The sequence below is a fragment of the Corynebacterium uterequi genome, assembly GCF_001021065.1.
GTDB lineage: Bacteria > Actinomycetota > Actinomycetes > Mycobacteriales > Mycobacteriaceae > Corynebacterium > Corynebacterium uterequi.
Map to the genome: position 1 here is coordinate 157,752 of NZ_CP011546.1, position 23,903 is coordinate 181,654.

Sequence of the window (23,903 nt, forward strand, 5' to 3'; positions counted from 1 at the left end):
TTATCGACCTCCCTGCAGGTGGGTCATGTCGGGGATGCCCACGGCGTCGTCGCCGAGCACCGCCTGGGCGTAGTCATCAACGTTGAGCAGCGAGTCGGTGGCACCGTACACTGCGGCGGACAGCGGCCCAGCGCCGAGGAACATCATCAACGATAGCCCCATGAGCAGCGCCGACGGGGCCAGCAGGCGCCACCGAACGTGCAGATACTCCGGCATGTTCTGCATCGGGCGGCCCCAGAACACCTCACGCCACACGCGCAGCATACTGAGCAGGGCACCGAAGGAAGCCACGATGATGGCGGTGATGACCACGACGGAGCGAGCGTCGGCCGTCGACGCGGCGCCCAGAACCAGCATCACCTTGCCCCACAGGCCGGAGAACGGCGGGAAGCCGACCACGGAGAACGCACCCGCGGCGAAGATCGCGGCGGTCCAGCGGTCTCGTCGCATCAGCCCAGACAGCTGCCGGATTTGCCCGGTGCCGTAGGTCTCCTCGATCGCGCCGGAGTTGAGGACCAGCGCGCCGACGGTAATCATGTGGTGCAGCGTGTACATGAGCCCGGCGGCCAGGGCGGCGCGCGGGTGATCGTCGACGAAAGCCAGCATCACGAGGATGAAGGGCATACCCGTGACCATCTGGTAGGCGAGGACCTTGCGGATGGAGTGCTCGGCCAGGCCGGCGAAGGCGCCGATCATCATGGAGATCACCATGGCGACGACGATGAGCCACGCCCACCGGTCCTCCAGGTCGAAGATGACGGTGTAGATGCGGAAGAGCATGTAGACCGCCACTTTGGTGTGCAGCCCGGAGAACAGGCCCATGACCGCGGCGGAAGAGTTGGGGTACGTGCGCGGCAGCCAGGTGTGCACCGGGAACACCCCTGCCTTGGCCACTAGGGCGATGATGACGATGCCCATTGCTACCGTCGCCGGGCCGTTGCCGGCCGCCACGCCGCGCAGTGCGGCGATATTCACCGCGCCGGTCACGCCGTACACGTAGCCCACGCCGGTGACTAGCAGCGTCGACGCCGCCAGGTTGACCAGGATGAACACGCGGGCGGAGCGGAGACGGTCGCGCCCACCGGTCATGGCGATGAGGCCATAGGACGGCAGCAGCATGACCTCGATCATGACGAAGAAGTTGAAGAGGTCCGCGGTGAGCAATGCGCCGTTGACACCGGTGATGAGGATGAGCGTCAGCGTCGAGTAGAACCGCGACGTGGTCTCCCCGGAGGCGGTGGCGAACCAGTTGGCGGTGGCGGCGACGATCATCGTCGTGACGATCATGACCGCCGAGAAGCGATCACCCGCGAAGGAAATGCCCACCCCGGCGGGGTAGAGGCCGATCGTCTGAGAGATCGCGCCGTGGGTGCTCGTGTAGGCGAACAACCATCCGCCGCCGGCGGCGAGCGCCAGCGGGGTGGCGATGTGCAGCACGTCGCGCAGCCACTTGACCGGGCTGAGGACGGCGAAGGCGGCGAGGAATAGCGGGGCCGCGACGAACAGCGGCAGCATCACGCTAGCTGTTGAGGCTGTCATGGAGCACCTCCTGTCGGATCCGGTCCCGGCCGAGGGTGGAGAAGGGGTCTGCCCATTCGTGCACGTCGGGCGTGCCGTCGGCGATGTCGGGTCCCTCGGGGGAGACGAGCTTGTCATCGGTGTCATCGTCGACGCCGAGCGCCGACGTCGCCAGCAGCAACGTCGTCGTGGCCATCGAGATGACGACCGCGGTGAGGACGAAAGCCTGCGGCAGCGGGTCGCCGGCGACGGCCAGGTCGCGGGTGCCGAAGAAGGTTTCGCCACGCCACGCGCCCACGCCGGTGGCCAGCAGCATCAGGTTCGACGCGTGCCCCAACAGGGACATAGCGAAGATGATCCGCACCAGGCCCCGCTGGAACATGAGATACACCGCGCCCGCGGCGAGCACGGAGATTGTCAGTGCCATAACCATCTACTTCTCCTCCTTCGCGGCGAACATGAGCTTCGGGCTATCCGCCGGGTTGATGGGGCGCGGGAAGTCCTCGTCGGTGTCCTCCGGGAAGTCCTGGCCCATGCCGAGGGTGGAGTCCGGGTCGGGGTGTTCGGCGAGGTAGTTCAGCTCGTGTGCTTCGCCGACGCCCGCGCGCAGGTAGCCGCCCAGGGCGTTGATGGCCATGGTGAGCATGCCCAGCACGCAGAGGTAGATGCCGCCGTCGAAGATGAGCGAGGTGGTCAGGTGTTGCCCCAGCACGTGACCGTGGATGGCGTAGAGGAAACCGCCCTCCAGCAGGCCGAGGAAGCCGGCGCTGATGGCCACCGCGATGCCCACGCCGGTGAGGTAAATCGGGGTGCGCCGGGAGACGACCTTGCCGTCGGAGCCCTGGGACATGTAGGACATGCCGAAGGCCGTCGCCATGACCAGCGCCGCGACGAAGCCGCCGCCCGGGGCGGTGTGCCCGCGGAAGAAGATGAGCACGCTGAGTACGGCGAGCACCGGGGTGGCCAGCTTCAGCGCCTTCTTCAGGGGAAGAGAGTTGAGCTGGGACTGGCCGAAGGGGTTCGGGTGCGTGCCGCGCAGGAAGGGGTAGCGCGGCATGGTGGAGACGAACGCGGCCAGGACCACGGCGGCCATGCCGAGCACGGAGAGCTCGCCCAAGGTGTCGAAGCCACGGAACTCGACGATGATGACTGCGACGATGTTGTTGCCGCCGGCGATGTCGTAGGCGTTGTCGATGTACCACATCGCCAGCTCGGAGCGGTCATGCCGGCCCAGCAGGCCGTATACCGCGGCGAAGACGACGACGCCGGTGGCGACCGCCGCGACGGCGCCGATGATGCTGCGCCGGCGGGGTGCCTTGGGGAAGCTGCGCGGCTGGTGGCGCAGGGCCAGGAAGATGACGATGACGGTGAGCGATTCGACGAGGAACTGCGTCAACGCCACGTCGGGCGCACCCAGCAGCAGCATCTGCAGGCTGATGCCGACGCCCACGGTACCGACGAGCACCGCCGCCGTCAGCCGGGAGCGGGACACCACAAGTCCCGCCACGGAGGCAACGACGACGAGGAACGGCACCAGGTCGAGGTACCAGAAGGAATCCAAACCGTCGGCGCGCGGCGCCAGCGGGATGCCGTCGACGCCCTTCGTGCCGAACAGGGTGACGAACCCGAGCGCAAGGATGAGGCTGATGAGCATCGCCATGTGGCGGGTCGGGTTGAGCGAATCCGCCAGCGAGCCCAGCACCCGGCCTAGGGCGGTCAGCGCGCGCTGGAGGCCGGCGAGGACCCCGTTGCCGTCGAAGGGCAGGAAGGCGCGGCCCTCGAAGGCCGGCCAGTAACGCTTGCGCGCGATCGTCGCCACGACGCCGAGGATGAGCACAAGCACCGAGACGATGAGCGGGGCGGTGATCCCGTGCCACAGAGCGAGGTGGGAGTGGGAGCTGCCCGGGCCGGCCACACTGGCCACGGCGGCGTCGATCGGGGCGTTGAGGCGAGCCAGCAGCAGCGGCACGACCACGGACATCAGCCCCGGCAGGGCGGCGGGCAGCCACAGAGCGACGGGCGCCTCCTTGACGTCCGACATGTCACGCGGGCCGTCGACGAAGGCACCGAAGACGATCTTCGCGGAGTAGATGAAGGTCAGCAGAGCGGCGACACCGGCCGTGATCAGCAACGCCATGCCGGCCGCGCCCCCGAGCTCCTCGAAGGCGGTGAGCATCGACTCCTTGGAGACGAAGCCGAACAACGGCGGGACCGCAGCCATGGACGCGGCGGCGATGACCACCGAGCCGAAGGTGAACGGCATCTTGTCGTACAACTTGCCGAGGCGGCGGATGTCTCGCGAACCGGCCTGGTGATCGACCACGCCGATGAGCATGAACAACGAAGACTTAAACAGCGCGTGGGCGAGCGTGTGCACCAGAGCGGCAGCGATGGCGAAGGGTGTGCCGACGCCGATCGTCGCCACGATCCACCCCAGGTGAGACACCGTGGAATAGGCCGTGAGGTGCTTGAGGTCCGTCTTCTGCACGGCGAAGATCGCCGACATGATGGCCGTTGCCATGCCGACGCAGATGAGCGTCACCTGCCAGGCGGTCACGTCGCTAAACACCGTGGAGAAACGGATCAAGAGGTAGATGCCGGCCTTGACGACGGCCGCCGCATGGAGGAAGGCCGACACCGGGGTGGCGGCGGCCATGGCCTCAGGCAGCCAGAAGTGGAAGGGGAACTGCGCGGCCTTGGTGAAAGCACTCGTTGCTACCAGCAACGCGACCAGCGTGGTCAACCCCGGCCGCTGGCCCCACACGTCCGACGAGAGAATCTCCTGGATGTTGGTGGAGCCGACGCTCGTGGCGGCGATGGCCAACGCGGCCAGCAGCGTCAGGCCGCCGAAGAACGTCAGGATGAGGGTGCGCATCGAGCCTGCCTCGCCGCCGGATCCGGAACGGGCGATGAGCAGGAAGGACGCAATGGAGACGAGCTCCCAGGCGATGAAGAGCACCACCGCGTCATTGGCCAGGACCAGCAGGAGCACGGAGGCGGTAAACGCCGTCATGATCGTGTAGAAACTGGTGTTTCCTTCCTTCTTAGGAAGGTAAGCCGCCGAATAGATGAACACCACCGCGCCGATCACGAGCGCCAGCAGGGCGAAGAACACGCCCAGGCCATCGGCCCGCAAGCTGACCGTCACGTCCCCGCCGGCGCCGATGAGCCCGGAGACCCACACCGCGTCGTAGGTCAGGGGCGTTCCGGACACGATGCCCGGCAGCTCCCGGGCCAGCAGCCCGGCGGCGAGGAGAAGCAGGCCGGCAAGAGGCCAACCCGCAGTTCTGTCCATCATTCGGACGGCCACGGGTGCCAGCGCTACCGCTGCCACCGCGATGAGTACTACCACAAGTAGCGTCATCCGCACATCACATCCGAACTTCGTATTGAAAACGTACAAGATTTTGCAGTAGACCCAAGGTTACACGCCGTATCTCACCCGGAAGTTGGAGACTCACAACCGCCTTAGCGCCGCCTAAGTCAGTGGTGGGAAGGGCCTCGGCGCAACGTCGCTGGTTACTATCACTGCTATGACACGCCGTGCCTCGATCCTCGTCCTGCCGTTGCTGCTCCTCGTGCTGCTTCCAGCCCTCATCAGCGCCGCCGGCACGCACGGCGCCGCCCCGTCCGCTCAAGCCGCCGGCGTGACACCCGCGGCGTCGGCCTCGCTGGAGGAAGCCCGCCGGGCGGTTGGTGAAGCATCCTCGCAGGCCGGGTTCCTGCTCGATGGCACGCAGCAGCTCGTCGACGGCGTCGGCGCCGGCGACGGAAAGGACCTACTGGCCGGGGCCAAAGCGGCGGCGGACGGCTCCGCCGAACTCTCGGCCGGGCTCGTCGAGCTACAAGCAGCAACCGGGCAGCTAGGCTCCGGCGCCGCCGCTGTCGCCACCGGGGTGGAGCACGCCTCCGAGCCGCTCATCGCCATCGGCGTCGTCGTGGGCCAGGTCCGGGGCTCCGTCGACCGAGCCATCACCAACCTGGAAGGCAACCCGAACCCGGAGGCGGCCCGCGCCCGGGAGGAGCTCATCGCCGTGCGCAAACAGCTCGATAACGTGCCTGTGGACTCGGGCGCCGTCGCCGAGCTGGAGAAGCTGCGCACCGGTGCGCGCGACATCGCCAATCAACTCGGCACTCCCGGCTACGCTTATCACGACGGGGTCTACTCCGCCACCGCCGGAGCCCAGGAACTCGCCTCGGGGCTGGCGAAGATCAACGGCCAGCTCGGCGGATCCGAAGACGGGATCGGGGCGCTGTCCGACGGCGCCACGCGCCTGCATTCCCTCGCGCAGCAGACCGATTCCCGCATCGCCGCGGCCGACGAGCAGCTCACCGCCCTCGCCACCGGAGCCGGGGCGGACGCGCCGGCGTCGACGGGCGTAGCCGGCCTGGATACCCGCATCGCCATCCTCATCTCCGCGCTGGTGATGCTGGGTGGCTTCGCCACGGCGCTTACCTTGGTGTTCGGTACCCGCCTGCCGCGCCTGCTCGTGGCCGGCGGCGGGATCCTCGTCAGCGCCACGGCCGGCGAGGCGGCCCTGTTGACCATGGCGACCGGGATCGGTGGGGTGGCGGCCGTCGTCGCGTTCGCCCTCTTTGTGCTCACTGCCCTCGCTGCCGTCGGGCTGACCGGGGTGTTCCACAAGCTCTTCGGCGCGCTATGGGGAACGGCCGTCACCGGGGCGTTCGGCGTGGTGCAGCTCGCCGTCGTGGGCTGGGGGTGGGCCACCATGTCCGTGGGGTCCGGCGCCGCCCCGACGTGGGTGGCCGGGCTGCTCGGGGCGCTGCCGCTGCACTGGGCCACCAGCGCCCAGCTCCTGGCGGGGACGATGCTGGGCGACGGCGCTTTGGTCGCAGCACTGCCCGCCTTCGGTGCGGCGAGCGTCCAATTCGCGGTGGCTGTCGGGGTGCTCGCCACCTTGTCCATCTTCGGCGCGATCCTGGGGTGGCGGCGGGCGGGCCGGGCGCCGCGACCGGCCGCGGTCTAAGAGAATAGAAAAAAGACCCCCTGGCCGAAGCCAGGGGATCTCTCTCAGGGTGGTCGGGATAACAGGATTTGAACCTGCGACCTCCTCGTCCCGAACGAGGCGCGCTACCAAGCTGCGCCATATCCCGGCGACTGCAGCAACCGGCTAACCGGTTCCTTGCGGTACCCGCAATACTGTAGTCCACGCCCCGAGAAAAGGGCAAAACGCCAGCGTGGCGCGGCTAGGCTGCGGAAGAGCTGGCGCGTTCCGTGATGCGCAGCAACGTCGCCGACGGCCGGCAGAACAGGCGGAAGGGCACAAACTTCGACGTACCCAGGCCGTTCGATACGTGCATCCACATCGAGTCGAAGCGGTGTAACCCCTGCACCCGGGCGCGGTCGATGCCGCAGTTGGTCACGATCGCCCGGGAGCCGGGCAGGCAGAGCTGGCCGCCATGGGTATGCCCGGACAGGGACAGCTGGTAGCCGTCGCGCTCGAACAGCGTGAGCACCCGCGGTTCCGGGGAGTGGGTCAGGGCCAGCGACAGGTCGGCGGCGGCGTTGGGCGCGCCGGCGATCGTCGAGTAATCGTCGAGGTCGTGGTGCGGATCGTCGACCCCGGCGATGGCGAGGCGTAAGCCCCCGGCCTTGAACTCCACGCGCTGATGGGTGGCGTCGTGCCAGCCCCGCTCGACGAAGGCCGCCCGCATGTCCCGCCAGGGCAGGGGCTGCTTCGACGGCTTCCGCTTGCGGCCAAAAAGGTAAGGAATCGGGTTGGTCGGCCGCGGCGCCCAGTAGTCATTGGTGCCGAAGACGAAGGCGCCGGGGCGGCTCAGCAGCGGACCCAGCGCGGCGAGAACCGAGGGGACCGCACGGGCGTCGGAGAGATTATCGCCGGTGTTAATGACGAGGTCCGGCTCCAGCGCGTCGAGCGCCGACACCCACGCGATCTTGACGTCCTGGCCGGGGATCATATGCAGATCCGAGACGTGCAGCAGCCGAAACTCGCCGCCGCCGAGCACACCGGGTTCCAGGATGGGCAGCTCCACCTTCTTGAGCTCGAAGTGAGTGAGCTCTCGGTTGCCCCACCAGGCGGTTGCGGCGCCGGCGGCAATCCCGGCGGCGGTGGAGAACAGGGCGGCCCGCACGAGGGACCGGAGGAGACGAGGGGCGGCGAAAGAACTACTCACCCCGGCCAGCCTACCGGCTCGCCGTCGGCTAGCCTACGAGGTCGCCCAGGAGCCCGTTGACCTCGTCGGCGAAGTCCTGAAGCTGGCTCACCGTGTCATCCAGCGAGGCCCCCGGCTGGCCGTTCGGGGCGGTCGTCGGCGCCGTGGAGGTTCCCGAGGTCGGCGTCTCCTCGACGATGGGCGCGGCCGGCGAGCCGTCGGCCAGCTGCAGCTGGACCGCGCCGCCACCCAAGGCGATCGCGCTCACCACGACGCCGCGCGGCAGGCCGTTGCCGAACACGGTGGTGGTTTGGGTGACGGTCAGGCCGGCTTCCGCGAGGCGGGCTCGGGCGACGTCCTCGCTGAGGCCCGACACTCCCGCCAGGGCGGCATTGGTGGTGCCCATGAAGTAGGTGCTCGCGGCCTGCGGCATGTACCCCTGCATAGCCAGCGGGGACTGCATGTGCAGGGTGAAGTAGCTGCGGGCCGGCTCGTCGCCGCCGAACAGGGAGCCCCAGTCGCACTGGTAGACGGGGGAGGTGCACAGCGGGGTGGTGGTGGGGCCGTCGTTGAAGATGTACGGCGCGGCGGCAAAGGTGCTGTTGAAGCCGAGGAACGCCGCGGACATGTGAGACTCGGTGGTGCCGGTCTTGGCGGCGGCGCTGCCGGAGAAGCCCGTCATCTGGGCGGCCTCACGGGCGGTGCCTTGGGCGACGTCCAGCGTCATCGCCTGGCCGAGGGCGCGGGCGAGTTCGGCGTCGAGGACCTGCTCACAGTCGGGCCGTTCGAGCGCGAGTTCCTGGCCCTGGCGATTGGTCACCTTCCGGACCGGGTTGGGTTCGCACCAGCGGCCGTCAGCGCCGAGGGTGGCGCCGACGTTGGACAGCTCCAGCGGGTTGACCGCCGTCGGCCCGAGGGTGAAGGAGCCGAGGTTGTTGTCCTTGAAGTAGTCGGCAATGGACGTGTTTTCGTCGTAGGTCCCGGGCTCGGTGTAGGAGCGTAGGCCCAGCTTGACGGCCATGTCGACGATCGCCGGCACGCCCACCCGTTCCGTGAGGATGATGAAGGTGGTGTTGGGGGAGTGCGCCAACGCCTCGGTGAGGGTCATGCTGGGCTTGTAGACGCCGGCGTTTTCCACGCAGTACATCCCGGGCGGGCAGCCGGCCGCGCCACCGTTGCCGAGGCCCTGGGCGTTGTACCGCGCCGGCACCGGCAGGGTTTCGTTCAGCCCCATGCCGTCTTCTAGGGCGGCAGCGGCCGTAAACACCTTAAACACGGAACCGGCGCCGTTGCCGATGAGCGTGCTCGGTTGCGGCAGGTAGGTTTGCCCAGCCTCAACATCGAGGCCATAGTCCCGCGAGGACGTCATCGCGAGGATGCCCCGCTCATCCGTCGGTTCCACGACGTTGATGACCTCGGCCACCCCCGGCTGCGTCGACGCGACGTAGGTGGCGGCGGTGGAGTGGGCAGCGTCCTGCAGTGCCGGGTCGAGGGTCGTGGTGACGTCGAGGGCGTCGTCGTAGATCTGCTCCTCGGTGAGTCCCTTGGCCTCAAGGTAGTTAATGACATAGTCGCAGAAGAAGCCGCGATTGCCGGCAGTGATGCAGCCGTTGGGCAGCACCGGCGGGTCCTCGCGAACCCCCAGGGGTTCGGCGGCGAAGGCCGTGGCATCGGCCTGGGCCAGGACCCCGTTGTCGACCATGGACTGCAGCACCGTGTTGCGGCGCTCGATGACGGCCTCTTCGTTGGTATAGGGGTTGAGGTACTCCGACGACTGCACCATGCCGGCGAGCATGGCGGCCTGGGGGACGCTCAACTCGGCGGCGGGGATGTCGAAGTAGGTCTGCGCGGCCACCTCAATGCCGTAGGCGTGATTGCCGAAGGGCACCAGGTTGAGGTAGTTGGCGAGGATCTGATCCTTGCTCAGGCGCCGGTCCAGCTCTGAGGCCAAGCGCATCTCCCGCAGCTTGCGGGGAATGGACTGCTCCACGGCGGCCTGCTGCTCCTCTTCGGTGTCCGCGGCCACGTGCAAGAGGTAGTTCTTGACGTACTGCTGATTGAGTGTCGACGCGCCCTGGGAGACGCCGCCGGCGAGGACGTTGGTGACCAGCGCGCGGGCCGTGCCGCGCAGGTCCACGCCGGTGTGCTCGTAGAAGCGGTGGTCCTCAATGGCGACGATGGCGTCCTTCATGGCTTGGGAAATCTTGTCCGCCGGGACCACCTGCCGGTGCTGGCGGTAGAGGTAGACCATGGGCTCCCCGGTGGCGTCGCGAATGGTGGTGACGCCGGGTGCGCGGCCGGCGGTCATCCCCGCGAGCTCGTCCTCGATCGAGCGATTCGTCTGCTTGACCGCGGCGCCGGCGATCCCCGCGACGGGGGCCAGTAACAGGGCCAAGAGAATACCGGCGACGAGGGTGCCGATGAGCAGATGTGCCCAAGCCTTCGAAGAGTTCACCCTCGTTAGCATAGGTGCTCGGCCTGCTCAGTGGAACTAGGTTCTACCCCCTCAAAGTGTGACCTACTAGACACCGACTTGCGGACGTGAAACTATCTACGTAATTGCTTCGTAGGGCTACCGGCGACGGCCGCCCTTAGATGAGTCTGACGCTGCAGCTATGAGGAGTCATCAATGGTTGTTCGAACCCCAGCGCCGAGCAGGCCGGCAGCTTCCGTTCCCGAAGAATTCCGCCGAAACGCCTGGGTAACTCGCGCCAACTGCCGAGGGGGGGACCCGGATGTGCTCTTCGTTCGCGGAGCAGAGCAGCGTGGGGTGGCCGCAACGGTGTGCGCAAAATGCCCGGTCGCCCTTCAATGCCTCGCCGATGCCTTGGATAACCGTATCGAGTTCGGAGTGTGGGGAGGGCTCACTGAGCGCCAGCGACGGGCGTTGCTGCGCGCCAACCCCTCCATCGTTAGCTGGGCCACCTTCCTCGCGGAGGGCGGCCAACCCGTCGAACCGAAGCGGCGCAGCGCCGCCCGTCGTCCCGCAGTGAGCTAGCCGCGTTACTACCCCTGCTCATCCGCCCGTCGTTTAAGGTAGCGGCATGAAGAATTGGGAATACTCCACCGTACCGCTGCTCAGCCACGCCTCTACCCAGATCCTCAACTCCTGGGGTGAAGACGGCTGGGAGCTCGTCTCCGTCGTCCCGGGCCCGAACCCGGATAGCTCCATTGCCTTCCTCAAGCGGGAGTTGAGCTAAGCGATGGCAGCCACCGAAACCCTAGCCGAGCTGGGCATCAGCCTTCCCCCGGTGGCGGCGCCGGTCGCCGCCTACACCCCGGCGCTGCGCGTCGGCAACCAGGTGTGGACCTCCGGCCAGCTGCCCTTCGTTGATGGCCAGTTGCCCGCCACCGGCAAAGTGGGCGCGGATATCTCCGCGGCTAAGGCCGAGGAGTTCGCCCGCATCGCCGCGCTCAATGCCCTGGCAGCTATCGACGCCGTCGCCGGCCTGGACGCCGTGACCCGGGTCCTCAAGGTCGTCGTCTTCGTTGCCTCCGCCGAGGATTTCGTCGATCAACCGCTGGTCGCCAACGGGGCGTCGAACCTCATGACGGACGTCTTCGGCGAGGCCGGAACCCACGCCCGTTCCGCGGTGGGGGTGGCCGTGCTGCCGAAGGACTCCCCGGTGGAGGTGGAGGTCATCGTCGAAGTTGCCGGCGACGGCGCTACCGAGCCGGCGTCTGTGCGATAACCCCGGCTACCGGGGCGTACCAGGAACGATGCCGGTTACATAAAAGGAGGCTGGGCGGTAGGCTAGGGCGTATGCAGTTTCCTGCCTATGCCCAGCTGCGCCCGGTAACCGACTCCGCCAGCGTAGTTCTGTGTGACAACCCGAGCTACGGAGCGCTCGAAGGGACGAACTCCTGGATCATCCGCGCGCCGGAGGATGACGACGCCATCGTCGTCGATCCCGGCCCGGAGGACGAGGGCCACCTAAACGTCCTGTCCGCGCGCGGCCACCGCGTCGCCCTCATCCTGCTCACCCATCGCCATCACGATCACGCCGCGGGCGCGTTGCGCTTCCGGCAGCTCACCGGCGCCCCGGTGCGGGCGATCGACGAGCGTTATTGCATCGGCGGCGAGCCCCTCGTTGACGGCGAGATCATCTCGCTGGAGGACGTCACCCCGGAGCTGCGGGTGGCCCACACCCCGGGTCACACCCAGGATTCGGCGTGCTTCTTCGTCTACACGCGAGAGGCCGGTAACTCCCCGCTGGAGGGGATCATCACCGGTGACACCATCGCGGGGCGCCACACGACGATGATTTCCGAGACCGACGGCGACCTCGGTCGCTACCTGGACACCCTGAGCATGCTGGAGGCCGAGGGCCGCGACGTGCCGCTGCTGCCCGGGCACGGCGAGGAACTGCCGGACCTGTCCGTGATGGCGCGTAAGTACATCGACCGCCGCCACTATCGGCTCCAGCAGATCCAGGAGCAGTGGGAGAAGCACGGCCGGGACATTTCCGTCGACCGGCTGGTGGATGAGATGTACCAGGACGTGGACCCGGTGCTGCGCGACGCCGCGCTGCAATCCACCCGGGTAGCGCTTCGCTATCTCGCTACCCAGGGCTAGCTGTTATACCCCGGTAGGTCGCGATACCGACCTACCGGGCGTGACGGGCGACCTACCGGGTCGCGATACCGACCTACCGGGCCCGGCGGGCGAGGTGCTCCGGGTCGACGATGATGACGGACTTGCCCTCCAGCTTGATCCAATTGCGGTGAGCGAAGGTGGCCAGCGCCTTGTTCACCGTCTCGCGGGAGGCGCCCACCAGCTGGGCGATTTCCTCCTGGGTGAGGTCGTGGTTGACGCGCCACGCGGCACCCTCGCGCACGCCGAAGCGGTTGGCTAGCTGCAGCAGGGTCTTGGCCACGCGGCCGGGCACGTCGGTGAAGATGAGGTCCGCGAGGGCCTCGTTGGTGCGCCGCAGGCGACGGGCGAGGACGCGCAGCAGCTGCTGGGACACCTCGGGGTGGGCGGCGAGCCAGGAACCGAGGACCTCGGAGTCCATGGTGGCGGTATCGACGTCGGTGACGCACACCGCCGAGGAGGTGCGGGGGCCCGGGTCGAAGATGGAGAGTTCGCCGAACATGTCCGACGGGCCCATCACCGTGAGGAGATTCTCCCGGCCGTCCTTGGAGTGCCGGGCGAGCTTCACCTTGCCGGCGGTGATGATGAATAGCCGATCGCCGGGCTCGCCTTCGTCGAAGATCGTGGTCCCGCGGGGATAGCGCGTGGTTTCAAGGCTGTCGATGAGGTTGTTGACAGCGGCGGAATCGACTCCCTGGAAGATGCCTGCGCGGGACAGGATGTTCTGAACGTTATCCATGTACTTCTCCTAAAAACGCTTCGGCGGGCCGTGGTGAGGCCGTAAGGTCGCCGGTCGCGGGGCGACGAAACCTGGGTGTGTAGCGCCGTCCATGGCAGTGACTGAGAGCACACTATATCGCGTGGGCCTCCGGTATGTTGGGAAATGGTCACCCAAAAACAAGTCTGAGACCCGCGCCACAATTCGTGGTTGAACGCCCGTACGAATCCGGCGTGCGCAGCCTACGCCGCGGCTTACGCGGCAGCGTTCGGAGCGCCGGGAGTGCCGTCAGCGCCCGGCGCCTGGTCGGGGTTCGGACTGGGCGTGACCGGCAGCGGGGCGGAGAGCGCTTTGTCTTCCAAATAAGCCATGCCGATGGCGAACAGACCCAGGTACAACGGCACAAAAATCACCGAGAGCGTAGTCATGGCGCTCATCATACGCACCCCGGGGCGCACCCGGATCGCCGCTTAGCGGCCAATATACTGAGAAGACATGTCCTCCTCACGACAATCCGGGTCCTCGCTCACGCCGCAGAAGCGTCCCGTCGTCGGCGCGCACCGCGCCGCCCGAGGCGAAGAAACCGCCCTGGCCCGCACTCGCCGAGCCCGACGGATCAATCGGACCCTGGCGGTTGCCTACCCGGACGCCCACGCTGAGCTGGATTTCCGTACCCCGCTTGAACTACTCGTCGCCACGGTGCTGTCGGCCCAGACCACCGATGTCCGCGTCAACCAGGTCACGCCCCGGCTCTTTGCCACGTACCCGACCGCCGCGGCCTACGCCCGCGCGAACCGGGCGGAACTGGAGGAGATCATTCGCCCCACCGGGTTCTACCGGGCCAAGGCGGGGCACCTCATCGGCTTGGGCACGCAGCTGGAGCAGCGCTTCGACGGCGTCGTCCCGCGCGCCCTGGAGGACCTCATTAGCCTGCCGGGAGTGGGGCGCAAGACGGCCCACGTCGTGCGGGGCAACGCCTTTGACCTTCCGGGGTTGACCGTGGACACCCATTTCCAGCGGCTCGTACACCGGTGGCGGCTCACGGCGGAGAAGGACCCGGTGGCTATCGAGCGCGACCTCGCCGAGATCATCGAGAAGAAGGAGTGGACGCTGTTTTCCCACCGGGTGATCTGGCACGGACGACGGGTCTGCCACGCGAAATCCCCGGCCTGTGGGGTGTGCATGATCGCCGCCGACTGCCCGGCCTACGGCGAATCTGGGCCGACGGAACCGGCGGCGGCCGCGAAGCGGGTTACCAGCCCCGATAGGCGGCACCTGCTGGACATGGCAGGGTGGGAAGCATGACTCGACGCAGCCTCCTGCTCAGCATCGTCGTGGCCGTGATGGCCACCCTCGTGGTCCTGGCCGGCGCCCGGGTGTTGCTGCGCAGCGAGCCCGACGCCACCTCGTCCGCTGAGCCTTCTGCCTCCTCCGCGCTCGACGCACCCGACGTACCCGACGCCGCGCCCGACGCGGACGGGCTGGCGGAGCTAGAGCGCCGACCGGACTGCCGCTCCACCGGGGTGACCGGCATCGAGCTCGACTGCCTCGGCGGTTCCGCCGGCACCGGCGCACAGTCCAACGGGGTCCAATTGGTCAACGTGTGGGCCTGGTGGTGCGCGCCGTGCCGGGCGGAGCTGCCCCATCTCGAAGAATTTGCCCGCCGTCACCCGGAGATCGAGGTCGTCGCCCTCCATTCGGATCCGGACGCCGCGGGCGGCGCCCACCTGCTCAACGAGCTGGGTGTGGACCTGCCCAGCTATCAGGACTCGGAGAAGGCTTTCGTCGCCCAGCACGCGCTGCCGGGCGTGGTTCCGATTAGCGTGCTCGTCGTCGATGGGCAGGGGGTGCAGGTCTATCCCACCTACTTCGAGTCCGTGGAGCAGATCGAGGACACCGTGTCCGCCTCCCTGGAGGCGATCGGCCGATGACTGTCCGCGCACCCTTCGCCCCTTCGCGCGCGCCGGAGTGGCTTCGTCGCTTGAGCGACCGCGTCCCGGCCATGACCCCCGACCTGGCGGGCGTGCTGGGCTACGACGCCGCGCGTGCCGTCGACCCCGCGCTCCCCGCCGCGGCCGTGCTTGCCCTTTTTTCCGGCGACCGGGAGGCGCGCACCCTGCCGTCGGACGCCGGCATCCTGCTCACGCACCGCAACCCCACGATGCGCTCGCACGCCGGCCAAATGGCGTTTCCCGGTGGCCGGGCAGACCCCGACGACGACGATGTGCTGGCGACGGCGCTGCGGGAGGCGAACGAGGAGACCGGGGTGGACGCGTCGACTATCACCCCGCTGGCGGCGTGCGGTCCCGTGGGGGTTCGCCGTAGCCGGCACCGCATCTACCCGGTGGTGGGCTACTGGGAGCGGCCCCACGCGGTTCGCGCCAACTCCCCGGCGGAGGTCGACGACGTCTTCCTCGCCAACCTCCACGAGCTCATCGCCCCGGAGAATCGGCTTATGGTGCAGTGGCCGGCCGGCGCGTACCGGGGACCCGCGTTTCGCTGCGAAGGCTACCTGGTGTGGGGTTTTACCGCCGGGGTGCTCGACGTCCTTATTCGCACCGCCGGGTGGGAACGCCCGTGGGATAGGCACATGGCGCTCGATCTTCCCACGCAACTGGCCACGTCGCGCAACCGAGAGCGCATCCCCGGCAGGTAATGTAACCCCCAAAAGCACTGCCGCCCCTGGCCATCAGCACCGTCTGCGGTGGCGCCGATCGACTAAGGACTACACCCGTGAGCGCAACCCTCATTCTCGACATCGTGCTGGTGATCCTGGCGGTCGCCGCACTGGTTAGCGGTTGGCGTCAAGGGGCCGTGGCGTCGTTGCTGTCGACGGTGGGCATCGCCGCCGGGCTCGTCATCGGCCTGGCGTTGACTCCCCTGCTCGCCGGGCTCAGCGAGGACCCCACCTTCCGGTTGGTGCTGGCACTCGGCTCGGTGGTGGTCTTCGTGGCCATGGGAAACCTCGTCGGCGCGCTGCTCGGGGCGGGGCTACGCGACCGGATGCGGGCCCGGGCCAGCCAGTGGTGGGACTCCGTCATCGGCGCCGGTTTCCAACTCGTGACGACGATGGTCATCGCCTGGATGATCTCCGTGCCGCTGGCCACGGGGTTGGGAGCCCCGGCGGCAACGGTCATCGCCGGATCCACGGTCCTACGCGGCATCGACGCCGCCGTGCCGCACTCGTGGGCCGCCGCCCCGTCGCGGATCGGCGCGGTACTCAGCGAATCGGGCCTGCCGCCGTTCGTGTCGCCCTTCGACATGGCGAAGGCCAGGCAAATCCCGGCACCGGCGCTCGACGTGGGCCGGCCGGGCCTCGTTGAGGAGCTGCGGCCCTCTGTGGTGCAGGTGGTGGGCAACGCCCCGGCGTGCAGCCGCACCCTGCTCGGTTCCGGCTTCGTGACCGAACCGGATTATGTCATCACCAACGCGCACGTTGTCGCCGGGACGGACTCCGTGCAGCTGGATACCATGGTGGGCCGCAAGGACGCGACCGTCGTCTATTTCAACCCCGGCGTGGACATCGCCGTGTTGCACACCCCGGGTCTGGGACTGGCGCCGTTGAGCTGGTCGCCGGAGCAGGCGCAGCGCGGCGACGACGCCCTCGTCCTGGGGTACCCGGATTCGGGGCCGTTTAACGCCGCCCCGGCGCGGGTGGCGGATCTACTGCGCATCTCCGGGCCGGACATCTACGCGGAGAACCAGGTGGAGCGCCAGGCCTACTCGGTGCGAGGCAGCATCCGTGAGGGCAACTCCGGTGGGCCGCTGCTCAACGCCGACGGGCAGGTCATCGGACTGGTCTTCGGCGCGTCGCGGGAAAACACCGACGTCGGTTTCGCCCTCACCGCGCAGGAGGTTCGCGCCCAGGTGGCGGGCGCCACCGCGTTGACGCAGCCCGTCGACGCCCAGCGTTGCGTGTAGCGGCTAGCTAGCGTTGGTGAGCGCCGCCACCAGGGCGTCGACGCACTCGGCGGGACGCTGGATGTGGGGCAGCGCCCCGAGCCCGGTCACTGAGGTCAGGGGCGCCAGTGGGGCGCCGCCGGCGAGTTCGGCGCGGGTGGCGACCCACGCGGTGCGCACCATGTATCCGGCGGTCGTTCCCACCTGCGCGGCCTGCCCGCGTAACTCGCGGGCGCGGCGAAACCCCTCCGACGCCCGAAACTCCGGCGAGCAACGCCGACGCAAGTAACTCACGGCGAGCCGAGCAATGGCCCCGCGAGGCGCCCACCCGGTGAGCCGAATGGCCCCGGCGAGCATCTGGTCGCGTCGCAGCTCTCGTCCTCGCGCCGCCGGGGTGTCGTCGCCTAACCGGATGGCATGCTGCACTAACTCGGGATGGGCGGCGGCCAGCGCGGCGGCGACGACGGCGCCGGCCCCGGAGCCGACGACGCTGGCGCGCTCGTAACCCAGCGTGGGGATGAGCCCGGCGAGGTCGCTGACCAGGGTGTGGATGCCGAACGTGGGCCCGATGGGGGGCTTGTCGGATAGGCCGTATCCCCGCAGGTCTACGGCGAGGGCGTGGTAGCCGGCGTCGGCCAGCGGCGCCAGCACCTCTCGGTAGTCGAACCAGCCCCCGAAGGCGTCGTGGAGAAGCAGAACAAGCCCGTCCGGCTCGGTGGCTGGGCGGGCTTCGGCGACATGGAGCCGCAGCCCCCGGGTGTGGGCGTAGCGATGGCTAAAGGGGCCATCGAGCCGGAGCACCGAGGGGGAGAGCGGCGGAACCATGCAGGGTTGCGGTGGCTTTTGCTAGTTCGAGGCGGCAGGGGCGCTGGTGTACAGCCCCTCGTTCGCTGCGAGGGTGCTGTCCTTGCGGGCCTTGTTCGGCAGGATCTGCTTGGTGTCCTTGAGGGACTGGACGGTCTTCTCCGGCGCCTTGATCTTCTTGATGCGCTGGAAGCCAACCAGTGCCAGCAGGCCGGCGATCACCAGCATGAGGACGAAAACGATGAGGAACGCCGCCCACCGGGCCAGCCAGACGCTCAGCAGCTCGGCCAGGAAGAAGAAAAAGAAGAAAGAGCTGTACAAGGCGATGACGCCGGCGACTGCAAACAGGCCGCCGCCGATGGCACCCTTCTTAACCTCGCCGATGACCTCGGTCTTGGCGAGCTCGATCTCCGAGCGCACCAGCGAGGACATCTGGCTGGTGGCGTTGGACACCAGCTGACCGATGGAGGTCTCGCCGGGCTTGGTCGAATCCACGTCGGACAGCGGAATGGAGTTAACCTTCCCCGAAAAACGCTCCGGGCCGTCCGTGAATAGTCCGTTGTTGTCCTTAGGGGTGCTCAACGTTGGTACCTACCTCATAATTGTTCTTCGACTGTGGATGTAAGTCTACTGCGAGTCTACTGTGTGAGACCTCGGGGCGTCGATGCGGCCCGACGTGCACGCTGCACTAGCGTAGCGTGTCCCGCGCCAGCGTATTCAGGTGCCGGGGCTGGGCCGACCTAGAGTGGGGCCCATGATTTCGACGCCTGTGTTGGCGCAGTTGCGCCGCCGCGGACGGATCGGCGCCTGCGCCGACGCCGCCCACCGAGCGCTCGCCGAGGCGCATCGCAACCGCGCCGTCCTCCATAAAGGCGACGTCATCGCCGCGGAATCCGCCGTGCGGGGGGCGCGATTGTCGGCCCTCATCGACGGCCGGTTCGACGCGCCTGCCGACGCGGAGATCAGCGCCTACTCGCTGCTTGCGCCAGGTGTTGTGGAAGCTCAGGTGGCCGCCTTGCGCCGCGCGCCGGCCGGGGTGTTCGCGCAGCTGGACCTGCGTGCAGGGGGTCCGGGCATCCCGGTGGCCGACGCCGCACGGGTGCAGCGCCTGGCCGCGGTGGTGGCGGCCGAGCGCGTCGACGCCGCCCTCATGCCCGTCGTCCTGTACGCCGAGATCGCCGGGCATGGCGTGTTCGGCCCTCGAAGTGGGGTTGTCGCCCGAGTCGGTGCCCGCCTGGCGGCCGTGGCCACGGGATTCGATCCCAAGGGGATCGCTGTGCCGGAGGTGTACCTCCACCGGCATCGCCAGGAGGTCGACGACGCCCTCGCCGGCTACGCCCGCGGCGATATCGACGGCGCGCTGGAAGTCCTGCTTGCCGCGTGGGAGGCCGGGGCTCAGGCGGCGCAGAGCATCATTTCCGCTGCGTAAACCACACCGCGGCGGCGCCGACGGCGGCCAGGCCGACGGCCACCCCGGCGCCGAGGGTGACCTCCCGGGAGGGACGGCTCACCAGCGGCTTGGGGTGAGCGAACTGTCGGACGGCCCAACCGCGGCGGGCGGCCTCTGCGCGTAGCCCGGCCTCCGGGTTGACGGCCATCGGGTGCCCCACCAATTCGAGGAAGGGGATGTCCGTGGTGGAGTCGGAGTAGGCGTAGCAGGCGGTGAGGTCGTAGCCCCGGGACGTAGCGAGGGCACGGATAGCGTCGGCCTTGGCCGGGCCTTTGAGGTAGTTGATGACCGCCCCGGTGAAGTGGCCGTCGCGGACTTCTAGCTCCGAGGTGAGGAGATCGGCGATGCCTAGCTCGCGGGCGATGGGTTCGACGAGCTGTCGCACCGAGGCGGAGACGATGACGACGTCGTGGCCGGCGGCCCGGTGCTCGTCGATGAGCTCTAGGGCCTCGGCGTAGAGGGCGGGGGAGATGACCTGGTGGTAGGCGTCGTCGATGACGCGGGAGATCTCGCTGGCGTTCCAGCCGGTGACCATGGCGGTGAGGTGATCGAGCTCAGAGTCCATCTTGTCGCTGGACATGCCGCTGCGCATGAAGGCCTTTTTGGTCAGGTAGATCTGGAAGGCCTCGGCGGCGGAGATGTAGCCGTGGTCGAAGAGGACCTTGCCGTAGGCGAAGGCCGAATTCGTTGCGATGATCGTCTTGTCAAGGTCGAAGAACGCTGCGACATGTGAGGCGTCACGCGTGCTATCGCCTGGGTTCCCGGTGGTGGCAGTCATGATGTCTCACATCTTAGAGGAGCCCGTGACCTGCGGGTATGGGCTCGTTGTAGGAAATTTTAAAAAAATCGGCTAGAAGGCTTGCGCTGAGTGGACGGGTGTGTCATAATCGAGGTGCACGATCCCGGAGACGGTTGATCGGCCCCAGCCCATCCCCCCGAGGCTGGGTGACGCCCTGCGGATCCCCCCGAGTCGCGGGGCGTCTTTTATGCCTTCATCACGCCGGGCGCTGTCCACAGGTTCGTGAGGACACATCAGCGCTTCAGTGGGTTATCCACAGCCCGGCGGGCACGTCCTCGCGGAGCGGCTGACCGTGCGCCATGGTGAAGCCATGACCACCCGCCACACCGCGTACCTGCTGCTTATCACCGGTGACGACACCGTCGCCGGCGAAGCCCGCCGCCTCGCCGCCGCCGCGTCCCGGGAGGTAGTCGAGCTCGCCGCCTCGGCCACGTCCGCCGACGTCGCCCGCCACCTCACCCGCGCCGCCGCCGCCTTAATCGACGCCGAGGCGGCGACCCGCCACGCGGACGCCATCGCCGGCGCGCAGTGCCCCGCCTACCTCCTCGGCGTGGACTCCGCACCCCTCGACCTCACCGTGGCCCTCGACTGCCGCGCCCGGGAAGCCTTCGTCCTCCCGCAGGACGCTGAGACCCTGCTAGTGCGGCTAGGGGAGCTGCCCGACACCCCACCGAGTCCGGGTTCGCGCGCCGCACCGCCCCCAGTGCGGGCGGACGTCGTCGCCCTGTGCGGTAGCGCCGGCGGTGCCGGCACGTCGGTGCTGGCTGCGGCGGTGGCCCGACGAGCCGCACACCGGGCGCCGGGCCGGCCGATCACGCTCATCGACGCCGATGCCCGTTCGGGCGGAGTAGATCTGCTGTTGGGGTGCGAAGACGCCGCCGGCCCGCGCTGGCCCGACCTGGCGGGCAGCGCCGTGATCCCGGGGGCGGCAACCATCCGGGCCGAAGATCTCTGGCGCGCCTTGCCCCAGGACGCGTCGGGCGTTGCCCTGCTCACCTCGTCGCGCGGCTTCCTCGCCGACCCGTGGCAGCTCGACGCCGCTGCGGTCACCACCATCACCAGAACCCTGGCGCAGGGCGACGGCCTCGTGGTCGTCGACGGCGGCGAACCCGCGTGGGCGGAGGCGGACGTCACCATCGTCGTGGTCCCGGCCGAGGTCCGCGCCGCGTCGGCGGCTGCTGCAATGTGTGCGCAGTTGCGTGCGGACAAACTCGACCACGGGCTCATCGTGCGCCACCGTGGATGGTCCGGGCTGACCGCGAAGGAGGTTGCCGACGTCGCCCACGCTGAGGTGCTGGCCGAACTGCCGACGATCCCCGGGCTGGCGAAGAGCTGCGAGGTGTCCGGCCTGCCGAAGGTTCTTCCCCGCGCGCTGCGCCAGGCCGCCGACGCCGTCTACGCCGCCGTCGCGGGCAGCGGCGGCCGTCAGGGGTGGCGGTCATGATCTCCCCGGATCTCATGGACAAGCTGCATCGCCGCTACGTGGCCGAGCCCGCCCTGGCCGGCGCGGACGCCGCGACCCTCGCCCGGGTGGTCCGGGAGGAGGCTGGCGTCATCAGCGACGTCGACGTCCTCGATGTCCTCCGGCGCCTGCACGACGACACTCATGGCGCCGGCCCGCTTGAGCGGCTGCTCACCCTGGACGGGGTCACCGACGTCTGCGTCAATTCACCCACCGACGTATGGATCGACCGTGGTCGAGGAATGGAGCGGGCAGCACTGTCCTTCGACGACGACGCCGACGTGCGCCGCCTTGCCTGCCGCCTGGCCGGCCAGTGCGGGCAGCGGCTCGACGACGCCCGCCCCTTCGTTGACGGGCGCCTGCGCCGAGACGACGGCACCGCCATCCGCCTGCACGCCGTACTGAGCCCGCCCGCGCGCACACACACCGCGATCAGCCTGCGCGTGCTGCGGCAAAACCGGACCAGCCTGGCGGAGCTGGCGGAATCCGGCACCTTCCCCCTAGCCCTGGTGGACGCCCTTCGGGAGGTGATCGACGCCCACCGCAGCGTGCTCGTCACCGGCGGGACCGGCAGCGGGAAAACGACGCTGCTCTCCGCCTTGCTGGCCGAGGTTGACCCCAGCGAGCGCATCATCTGCATCGAAGACACCGCGGAGCTAGACCCGGCGCACCCCCACGTCCTGGGGCTGACCACGCGGCGGGCCAACACCGAAAACGCCGGGGCCATCACCATGTCCGAGCTGCTCATTCAGGCTCTGCGCATGCGTCCCGACCGGGTGGTTGTCGGCGAGATCCGCGGCGCCGAAGTGGTGGATCTGCTCGCCGCGCTGAACACGGGCCACCACGGCGGGGCGGGGACGGTCCACGCCAACAGCGCCGCCGAGGTCCCGGCCCGCCTGGAAGCCCTCGCGGCACTCGGCGGGCTGGGGCGAACGGCCTTGCACTCCCAGCTTGCGGCCGCCGTGGATGTCGTGCTCACCATGCGCAAGGACGCCCACGGGCACCGCCGCCGCTACCTCGCCGAGATCGCCACCCTGGCTGGCAACCCGGTCACCGTGCGCGTGGTGTGGCGCCCGGGGCAGGACATCACCGACGAGCTTCGGGCACGTCTGCGCGGTGAGCTGCCATGATGCCACTCATCAGCGTCGTCACCGCCCTGCTGCTACCCGAGCCCCGCCCGGGCCTGCGCCTGCCGCAATCCACCGCCGAGACCGCCGGGACTGCCCGTCGAACCGGGGTCGCCCGCCGCCTTCTGCCTGCCCTGCCGGCAGCCGTCGGGCTGGCGACGCTGGCCTTCCTCGTCATCGGGCGCGTCGGGATCCTCATCGCCGTCGCTCTGGCCGGGGCGACGGGAACCTATCTCCTTCACGCCCATCACCGGCGCCGCCACGCACGGGCGATCGAGGAGGCCACCGAGCGGCTGTTGACCGCAGTCATCGACGAGGCCGAGGCCGGCGCGCTCCTGCCCGCGGCAGTGGCCTCCGCCGCGAAGGAGGCCACTGCCAGCCCGTCGGCGGTGCGGGACGCCTTCGCCGCCGCCGCTGCCTACGCCCACCGGGGCGGGGCCGGATACGACATCCTCCGAGGAAGCGAGGAGGACGCGGTGCGCCAGGTCGGACACCTTTGGGCCCTGTCGGACAGCCTAGGGCTGCCCGCCGCGCAGCTCCTGCACACCGCCCGATCGCGTCTGCGAGCGTCCTTACGCCGGCAATCCCAGGTGCGCGCGGCCCTGCAAGGCCCCCAGTTCAGCGGCCTTGTCCTTGCCGCGCTCCCGGTCGGCGGGCTGGCGCTGGGCACGAGCATGGGCGCTGATTCCCTCAACGTGCTGCTGCGCGACGGCCCGTCGTCGGTGCTGCTCATCGTCGGAGTGGCGCTCGACTGTGCCGGGCTGCTCGCCTGCCACGCCCTCGTAAGAAGGGCAGGTGGTTAACGTGCTGGGACCAGCCATCCTCGCCGCCTTGGCCCTCCTGCTCGGGGCGACCACCCCGGCCACACGGATCACCGCGGAGAACTGCGCCACTCGGCCTAAGGCCCCGCGCGACGGCCCGGTCGCGGCGGATCGTTGCGAACTGGCCGATGACCTCGACCTGCTGGCGACGTGCGTGAGCGCGGGGTTGCCCCTGGCTGCGGCCACCGCGGCCGTCGCCGGGGCAGCCGGGGAGTCGACCGCGGCGGGGTGGAGCCACATCGCCACCCTGCTGTCGTTGGGTACCGACGCGGATCAGGCCTTCGACGTCGCCTCCCACCCCGGGTTTGAGGACGTGGCCCGCCACGTCCGACGGTCCTTACACTCCGGCACCGCCCTGGCGAGCGGCTGCCACGACCTCGCTAAGCGCCTTCGGGCGCAGGCCGAGGACGACGCCACGGCCCGCGCCGAACGCGTCGGAGTGCTCATCGCCCTTCCCCTGACCCTGTGCTTCCTGCCCGCTTTCCTGCTGCTCGGCCTGGCGCCGATGATCCTCAGCCTAGGAACCGACCTGTTCACACCCTAACCATTTCACCCCCGTCGATATAAGGAGGAGT

At 68.8% G+C, this 23,903-nt stretch carries 24 protein-coding genes and 1 tRNA gene; 14 read left to right on the forward strand and 11 right to left on the reverse strand.

Going from position 1 to position 23,903, the window contains the following annotated elements; all coding sequences use genetic code 11:
• Genes CUTER_RS00760 through CUTER_RS00770 form a run of 3 tightly spaced genes read right to left on the reverse strand, consistent with a single transcriptional unit; the run spans position 1 to position 4,882 of the window.
• Positions 1-1,539: a monovalent cation/H+ antiporter subunit D family protein gene (locus CUTER_RS00760; RefSeq protein ID WP_082121200.1), complete on the reverse strand. Its 1,539-nt coding sequence runs from the start codon at positions 1,537-1,539 to the stop codon at positions 1-3.
• On the reverse strand, positions 1,520-1,951 hold the full coding sequence (locus tag CUTER_RS00765) for a cation:proton antiporter subunit C (RefSeq protein ID WP_047258817.1): 432 nt from the start codon (positions 1,949-1,951) through the stop codon (positions 1,520-1,522). The genes CUTER_RS00760 and CUTER_RS00765 overlap by 20 nt, the downstream gene beginning before the upstream one ends.
• Positions 1,952-4,882, reverse strand: coding sequence for a DUF4040 family protein (locus CUTER_RS00770; protein WP_047258818.1), 2,931 nt, complete (start codon positions 4,880-4,882; stop codon positions 1,952-1,954).
• A 169-nt stretch (positions 4,883-5,051) separates the two neighbouring features.
• Here CUTER_RS00770 and CUTER_RS00775 point away from each other — a divergent pair, with 169 nt between their 5' ends.
• On the forward strand, positions 5,052-6,506 hold the full coding sequence (locus CUTER_RS00775) for a hypothetical protein (protein ID WP_047258819.1): 1,455 nt from the start codon (positions 5,052-5,054) through the stop codon (positions 6,504-6,506).
• A gap of 50 nt (positions 6,507-6,556) precedes the next feature.
• Here the strand turns inward: CUTER_RS00775 and CUTER_RS00780 are convergent.
• From CUTER_RS00780 to CUTER_RS00790, 3 genes are all read right to left on the reverse strand, one after another.
• Positions 6,557-6,633 (reverse strand) — tRNA-Pro (locus CUTER_RS00780).
• Positions 6,634-6,726: 93 nt separating this feature from the next.
• Entirely contained in the window at positions 6,727-7,632 is a 906-nt protein-coding gene (locus tag CUTER_RS00785) for a metallophosphoesterase (RefSeq protein ID WP_082121201.1), read from the reverse strand.
• Positions 7,633-7,702: 70 nt separating this feature from the next.
• On the reverse strand, positions 7,703-10,108 hold the full coding sequence (locus CUTER_RS00790) for a penicillin-binding protein (protein WP_052843956.1): 2,406 nt from the start codon (positions 10,106-10,108) through the stop codon (positions 7,703-7,705).
• 174 nt (positions 10,109-10,282) lie between these two features.
• On the opposite strand from CUTER_RS00790, the gene CUTER_RS11175 reads away from it, so the two are divergent.
• The 4 genes from CUTER_RS11175 to CUTER_RS00805 all read left to right on the forward strand — a co-directional run bounded on the left by CUTER_RS11175 (position 10,283) and on the right by CUTER_RS00805 (position 12,229).
• Complete coding sequence (locus CUTER_RS11175; RefSeq protein WP_047258822.1) at positions 10,283-10,651, forward strand: WhiB family transcriptional regulator; 369 nt, start codon at positions 10,283-10,285, stop codon at positions 10,649-10,651.
• Between the two features lie 46 nt (positions 10,652-10,697).
• The gene (locus CUTER_RS11180; protein ID WP_082121202.1) at positions 10,698-10,853 is read left to right on the forward strand and encodes a DUF4177 domain-containing protein; all 156 of its coding nucleotides are present in this window, start codon (positions 10,698-10,700) and stop codon (positions 10,851-10,853) included.
• A gap of 3 nt (positions 10,854-10,856) precedes the next feature.
• On the forward strand, positions 10,857-11,345 hold the full coding sequence (locus tag CUTER_RS00800) for a RidA family protein (RefSeq protein ID WP_047258823.1): 489 nt from the start codon (positions 10,857-10,859) through the stop codon (positions 11,343-11,345).
• Positions 11,346-11,416: 71 nt separating this feature from the next.
• Positions 11,417-12,229: an MBL fold metallo-hydrolase gene (locus CUTER_RS00805; protein ID WP_047258824.1), complete on the forward strand. Its 813-nt coding sequence runs from the start codon at positions 11,417-11,419 to the stop codon at positions 12,227-12,229.
• A 73-nt stretch (positions 12,230-12,302) separates the two neighbouring features.
• Here CUTER_RS00805 and glxR read toward each other — a convergent pair whose 3' ends face one another.
• Positions 12,303-12,986 carry a CRP-like cAMP-activated global transcriptional regulator GlxR gene (gene glxR / locus CUTER_RS00810; RefSeq protein WP_047258825.1) on the reverse strand — a complete coding sequence of 228 codons (684 nt, stop codon included), beginning with the start codon at positions 12,984-12,986 and terminating at the stop codon, positions 12,303-12,305.
• 233 nt (positions 12,987-13,219) lie between these two features.
• Positions 13,220-13,393, reverse strand: coding sequence for a hypothetical protein (locus tag CUTER_RS11695; RefSeq protein ID WP_158408103.1), 174 nt, complete (start codon positions 13,391-13,393; stop codon positions 13,220-13,222).
• 67 nt (positions 13,394-13,460) lie between these two features.
• On the opposite strand from CUTER_RS11695, the gene nth reads away from it, so the two are divergent.
• From nth to CUTER_RS00830, 4 genes are all read left to right on the forward strand, one after another.
• Positions 13,461-14,270: an endonuclease III gene (gene nth, locus CUTER_RS00815; RefSeq protein WP_047258826.1), complete on the forward strand. Its 810-nt coding sequence runs from the start codon at positions 13,461-13,463 to the stop codon at positions 14,268-14,270.
• Positions 14,267-14,896 (forward strand): TlpA family protein disulfide reductase, encoded by a 630-nt coding sequence (locus CUTER_RS00820; protein WP_047258827.1) that lies wholly within the window; start codon positions 14,267-14,269, stop codon positions 14,894-14,896. The genes nth and CUTER_RS00820 overlap by 4 nt, the downstream gene beginning before the upstream one ends.
• Positions 14,893-15,621: an NUDIX hydrolase gene (locus CUTER_RS00825; protein ID WP_052843957.1), complete on the forward strand. Its 729-nt coding sequence runs from the start codon at positions 14,893-14,895 to the stop codon at positions 15,619-15,621. The genes CUTER_RS00820 and CUTER_RS00825 overlap by 4 nt, the downstream gene beginning before the upstream one ends.
• A 77-nt stretch (positions 15,622-15,698) precedes the next feature.
• Positions 15,699-16,886, forward strand: coding sequence for a MarP family serine protease (locus CUTER_RS00830; protein WP_047258828.1), 1,188 nt, complete (start codon positions 15,699-15,701; stop codon positions 16,884-16,886).
• Between the two features lie 3 nt (positions 16,887-16,889).
• Here the strand turns inward: CUTER_RS00830 and CUTER_RS00835 are convergent, their stop codons facing one another.
• Positions 16,890-17,690, reverse strand: a complete 801-nt coding sequence (locus tag CUTER_RS00835; protein ID WP_052843958.1) for an alpha/beta fold hydrolase — start codon at positions 17,688-17,690, stop codon at positions 16,890-16,892.
• A gap of 21 nt (positions 17,691-17,711) precedes the next feature.
• Positions 17,712-18,251 (reverse strand): phage holin family protein, encoded by a 540-nt coding sequence (locus tag CUTER_RS00840; protein WP_047258829.1) that lies wholly within the window; start codon positions 18,249-18,251, stop codon positions 17,712-17,714.
• Between the two features lie 172 nt (positions 18,252-18,423).
• Here CUTER_RS00840 and CUTER_RS00845 point away from each other — a divergent pair, with 172 nt between their 5' ends.
• The gene (locus tag CUTER_RS00845; protein ID WP_047258830.1) at positions 18,424-19,098 is read left to right on the forward strand and encodes a hypothetical protein; all 675 of its coding nucleotides are present in this window, start codon (positions 18,424-18,426) and stop codon (positions 19,096-19,098) included.
• Here CUTER_RS00845 and CUTER_RS00850 read toward each other — a convergent pair.
• Positions 19,082-19,897 (reverse strand): HAD family hydrolase, encoded by an 816-nt coding sequence (locus CUTER_RS00850; RefSeq protein WP_047258831.1) that lies wholly within the window; start codon positions 19,895-19,897, stop codon positions 19,082-19,084. The genes CUTER_RS00845 and CUTER_RS00850 overlap by 17 nt on opposite strands.
• A gap of 265 nt (positions 19,898-20,162) precedes the next feature.
• Here CUTER_RS00850 and ssd point away from each other — a divergent pair, with 265 nt between their 5' ends.
• Genes ssd through CUTER_RS00870 form a run of 4 tightly spaced genes read left to right on the forward strand, consistent with a single transcriptional unit; the run spans position 20,163 to position 23,872 of the window.
• A complete protein-coding gene (ssd, locus tag CUTER_RS00855) occupies positions 20,163-21,362 on the forward strand; it encodes a septum site-determining protein Ssd (RefSeq protein ID WP_144412217.1) in 1,200 nt (399 codons plus the stop codon).
• Positions 21,359-22,510 carry a TadA family conjugal transfer-associated ATPase gene (locus CUTER_RS00860; protein WP_047258832.1) on the forward strand — a complete coding sequence of 384 codons (1,152 nt, stop codon included), beginning with the start codon at positions 21,359-21,361 and terminating at the stop codon, positions 22,508-22,510. Before ssd ends, CUTER_RS00860 begins: the two co-directional genes overlap by 4 nt.
• Positions 22,507-23,310 carry a hypothetical protein gene (locus tag CUTER_RS00865; RefSeq protein ID WP_052843960.1) on the forward strand — a complete coding sequence of 268 codons (804 nt, stop codon included), beginning with the start codon at positions 22,507-22,509 and terminating at the stop codon, positions 23,308-23,310. Before CUTER_RS00860 ends, CUTER_RS00865 begins: the two co-directional genes overlap by 4 nt.
• On the forward strand, positions 23,303-23,872 hold the full coding sequence (locus CUTER_RS00870; RefSeq protein ID WP_052843961.1) for a type II secretion system F family protein: 570 nt from the start codon (positions 23,303-23,305) through the stop codon (positions 23,870-23,872). Before CUTER_RS00865 ends, CUTER_RS00870 begins: the two co-directional genes overlap by 8 nt.
• The last annotated feature ends 31 nt before the right edge of the window (positions 23,873-23,903 follow it).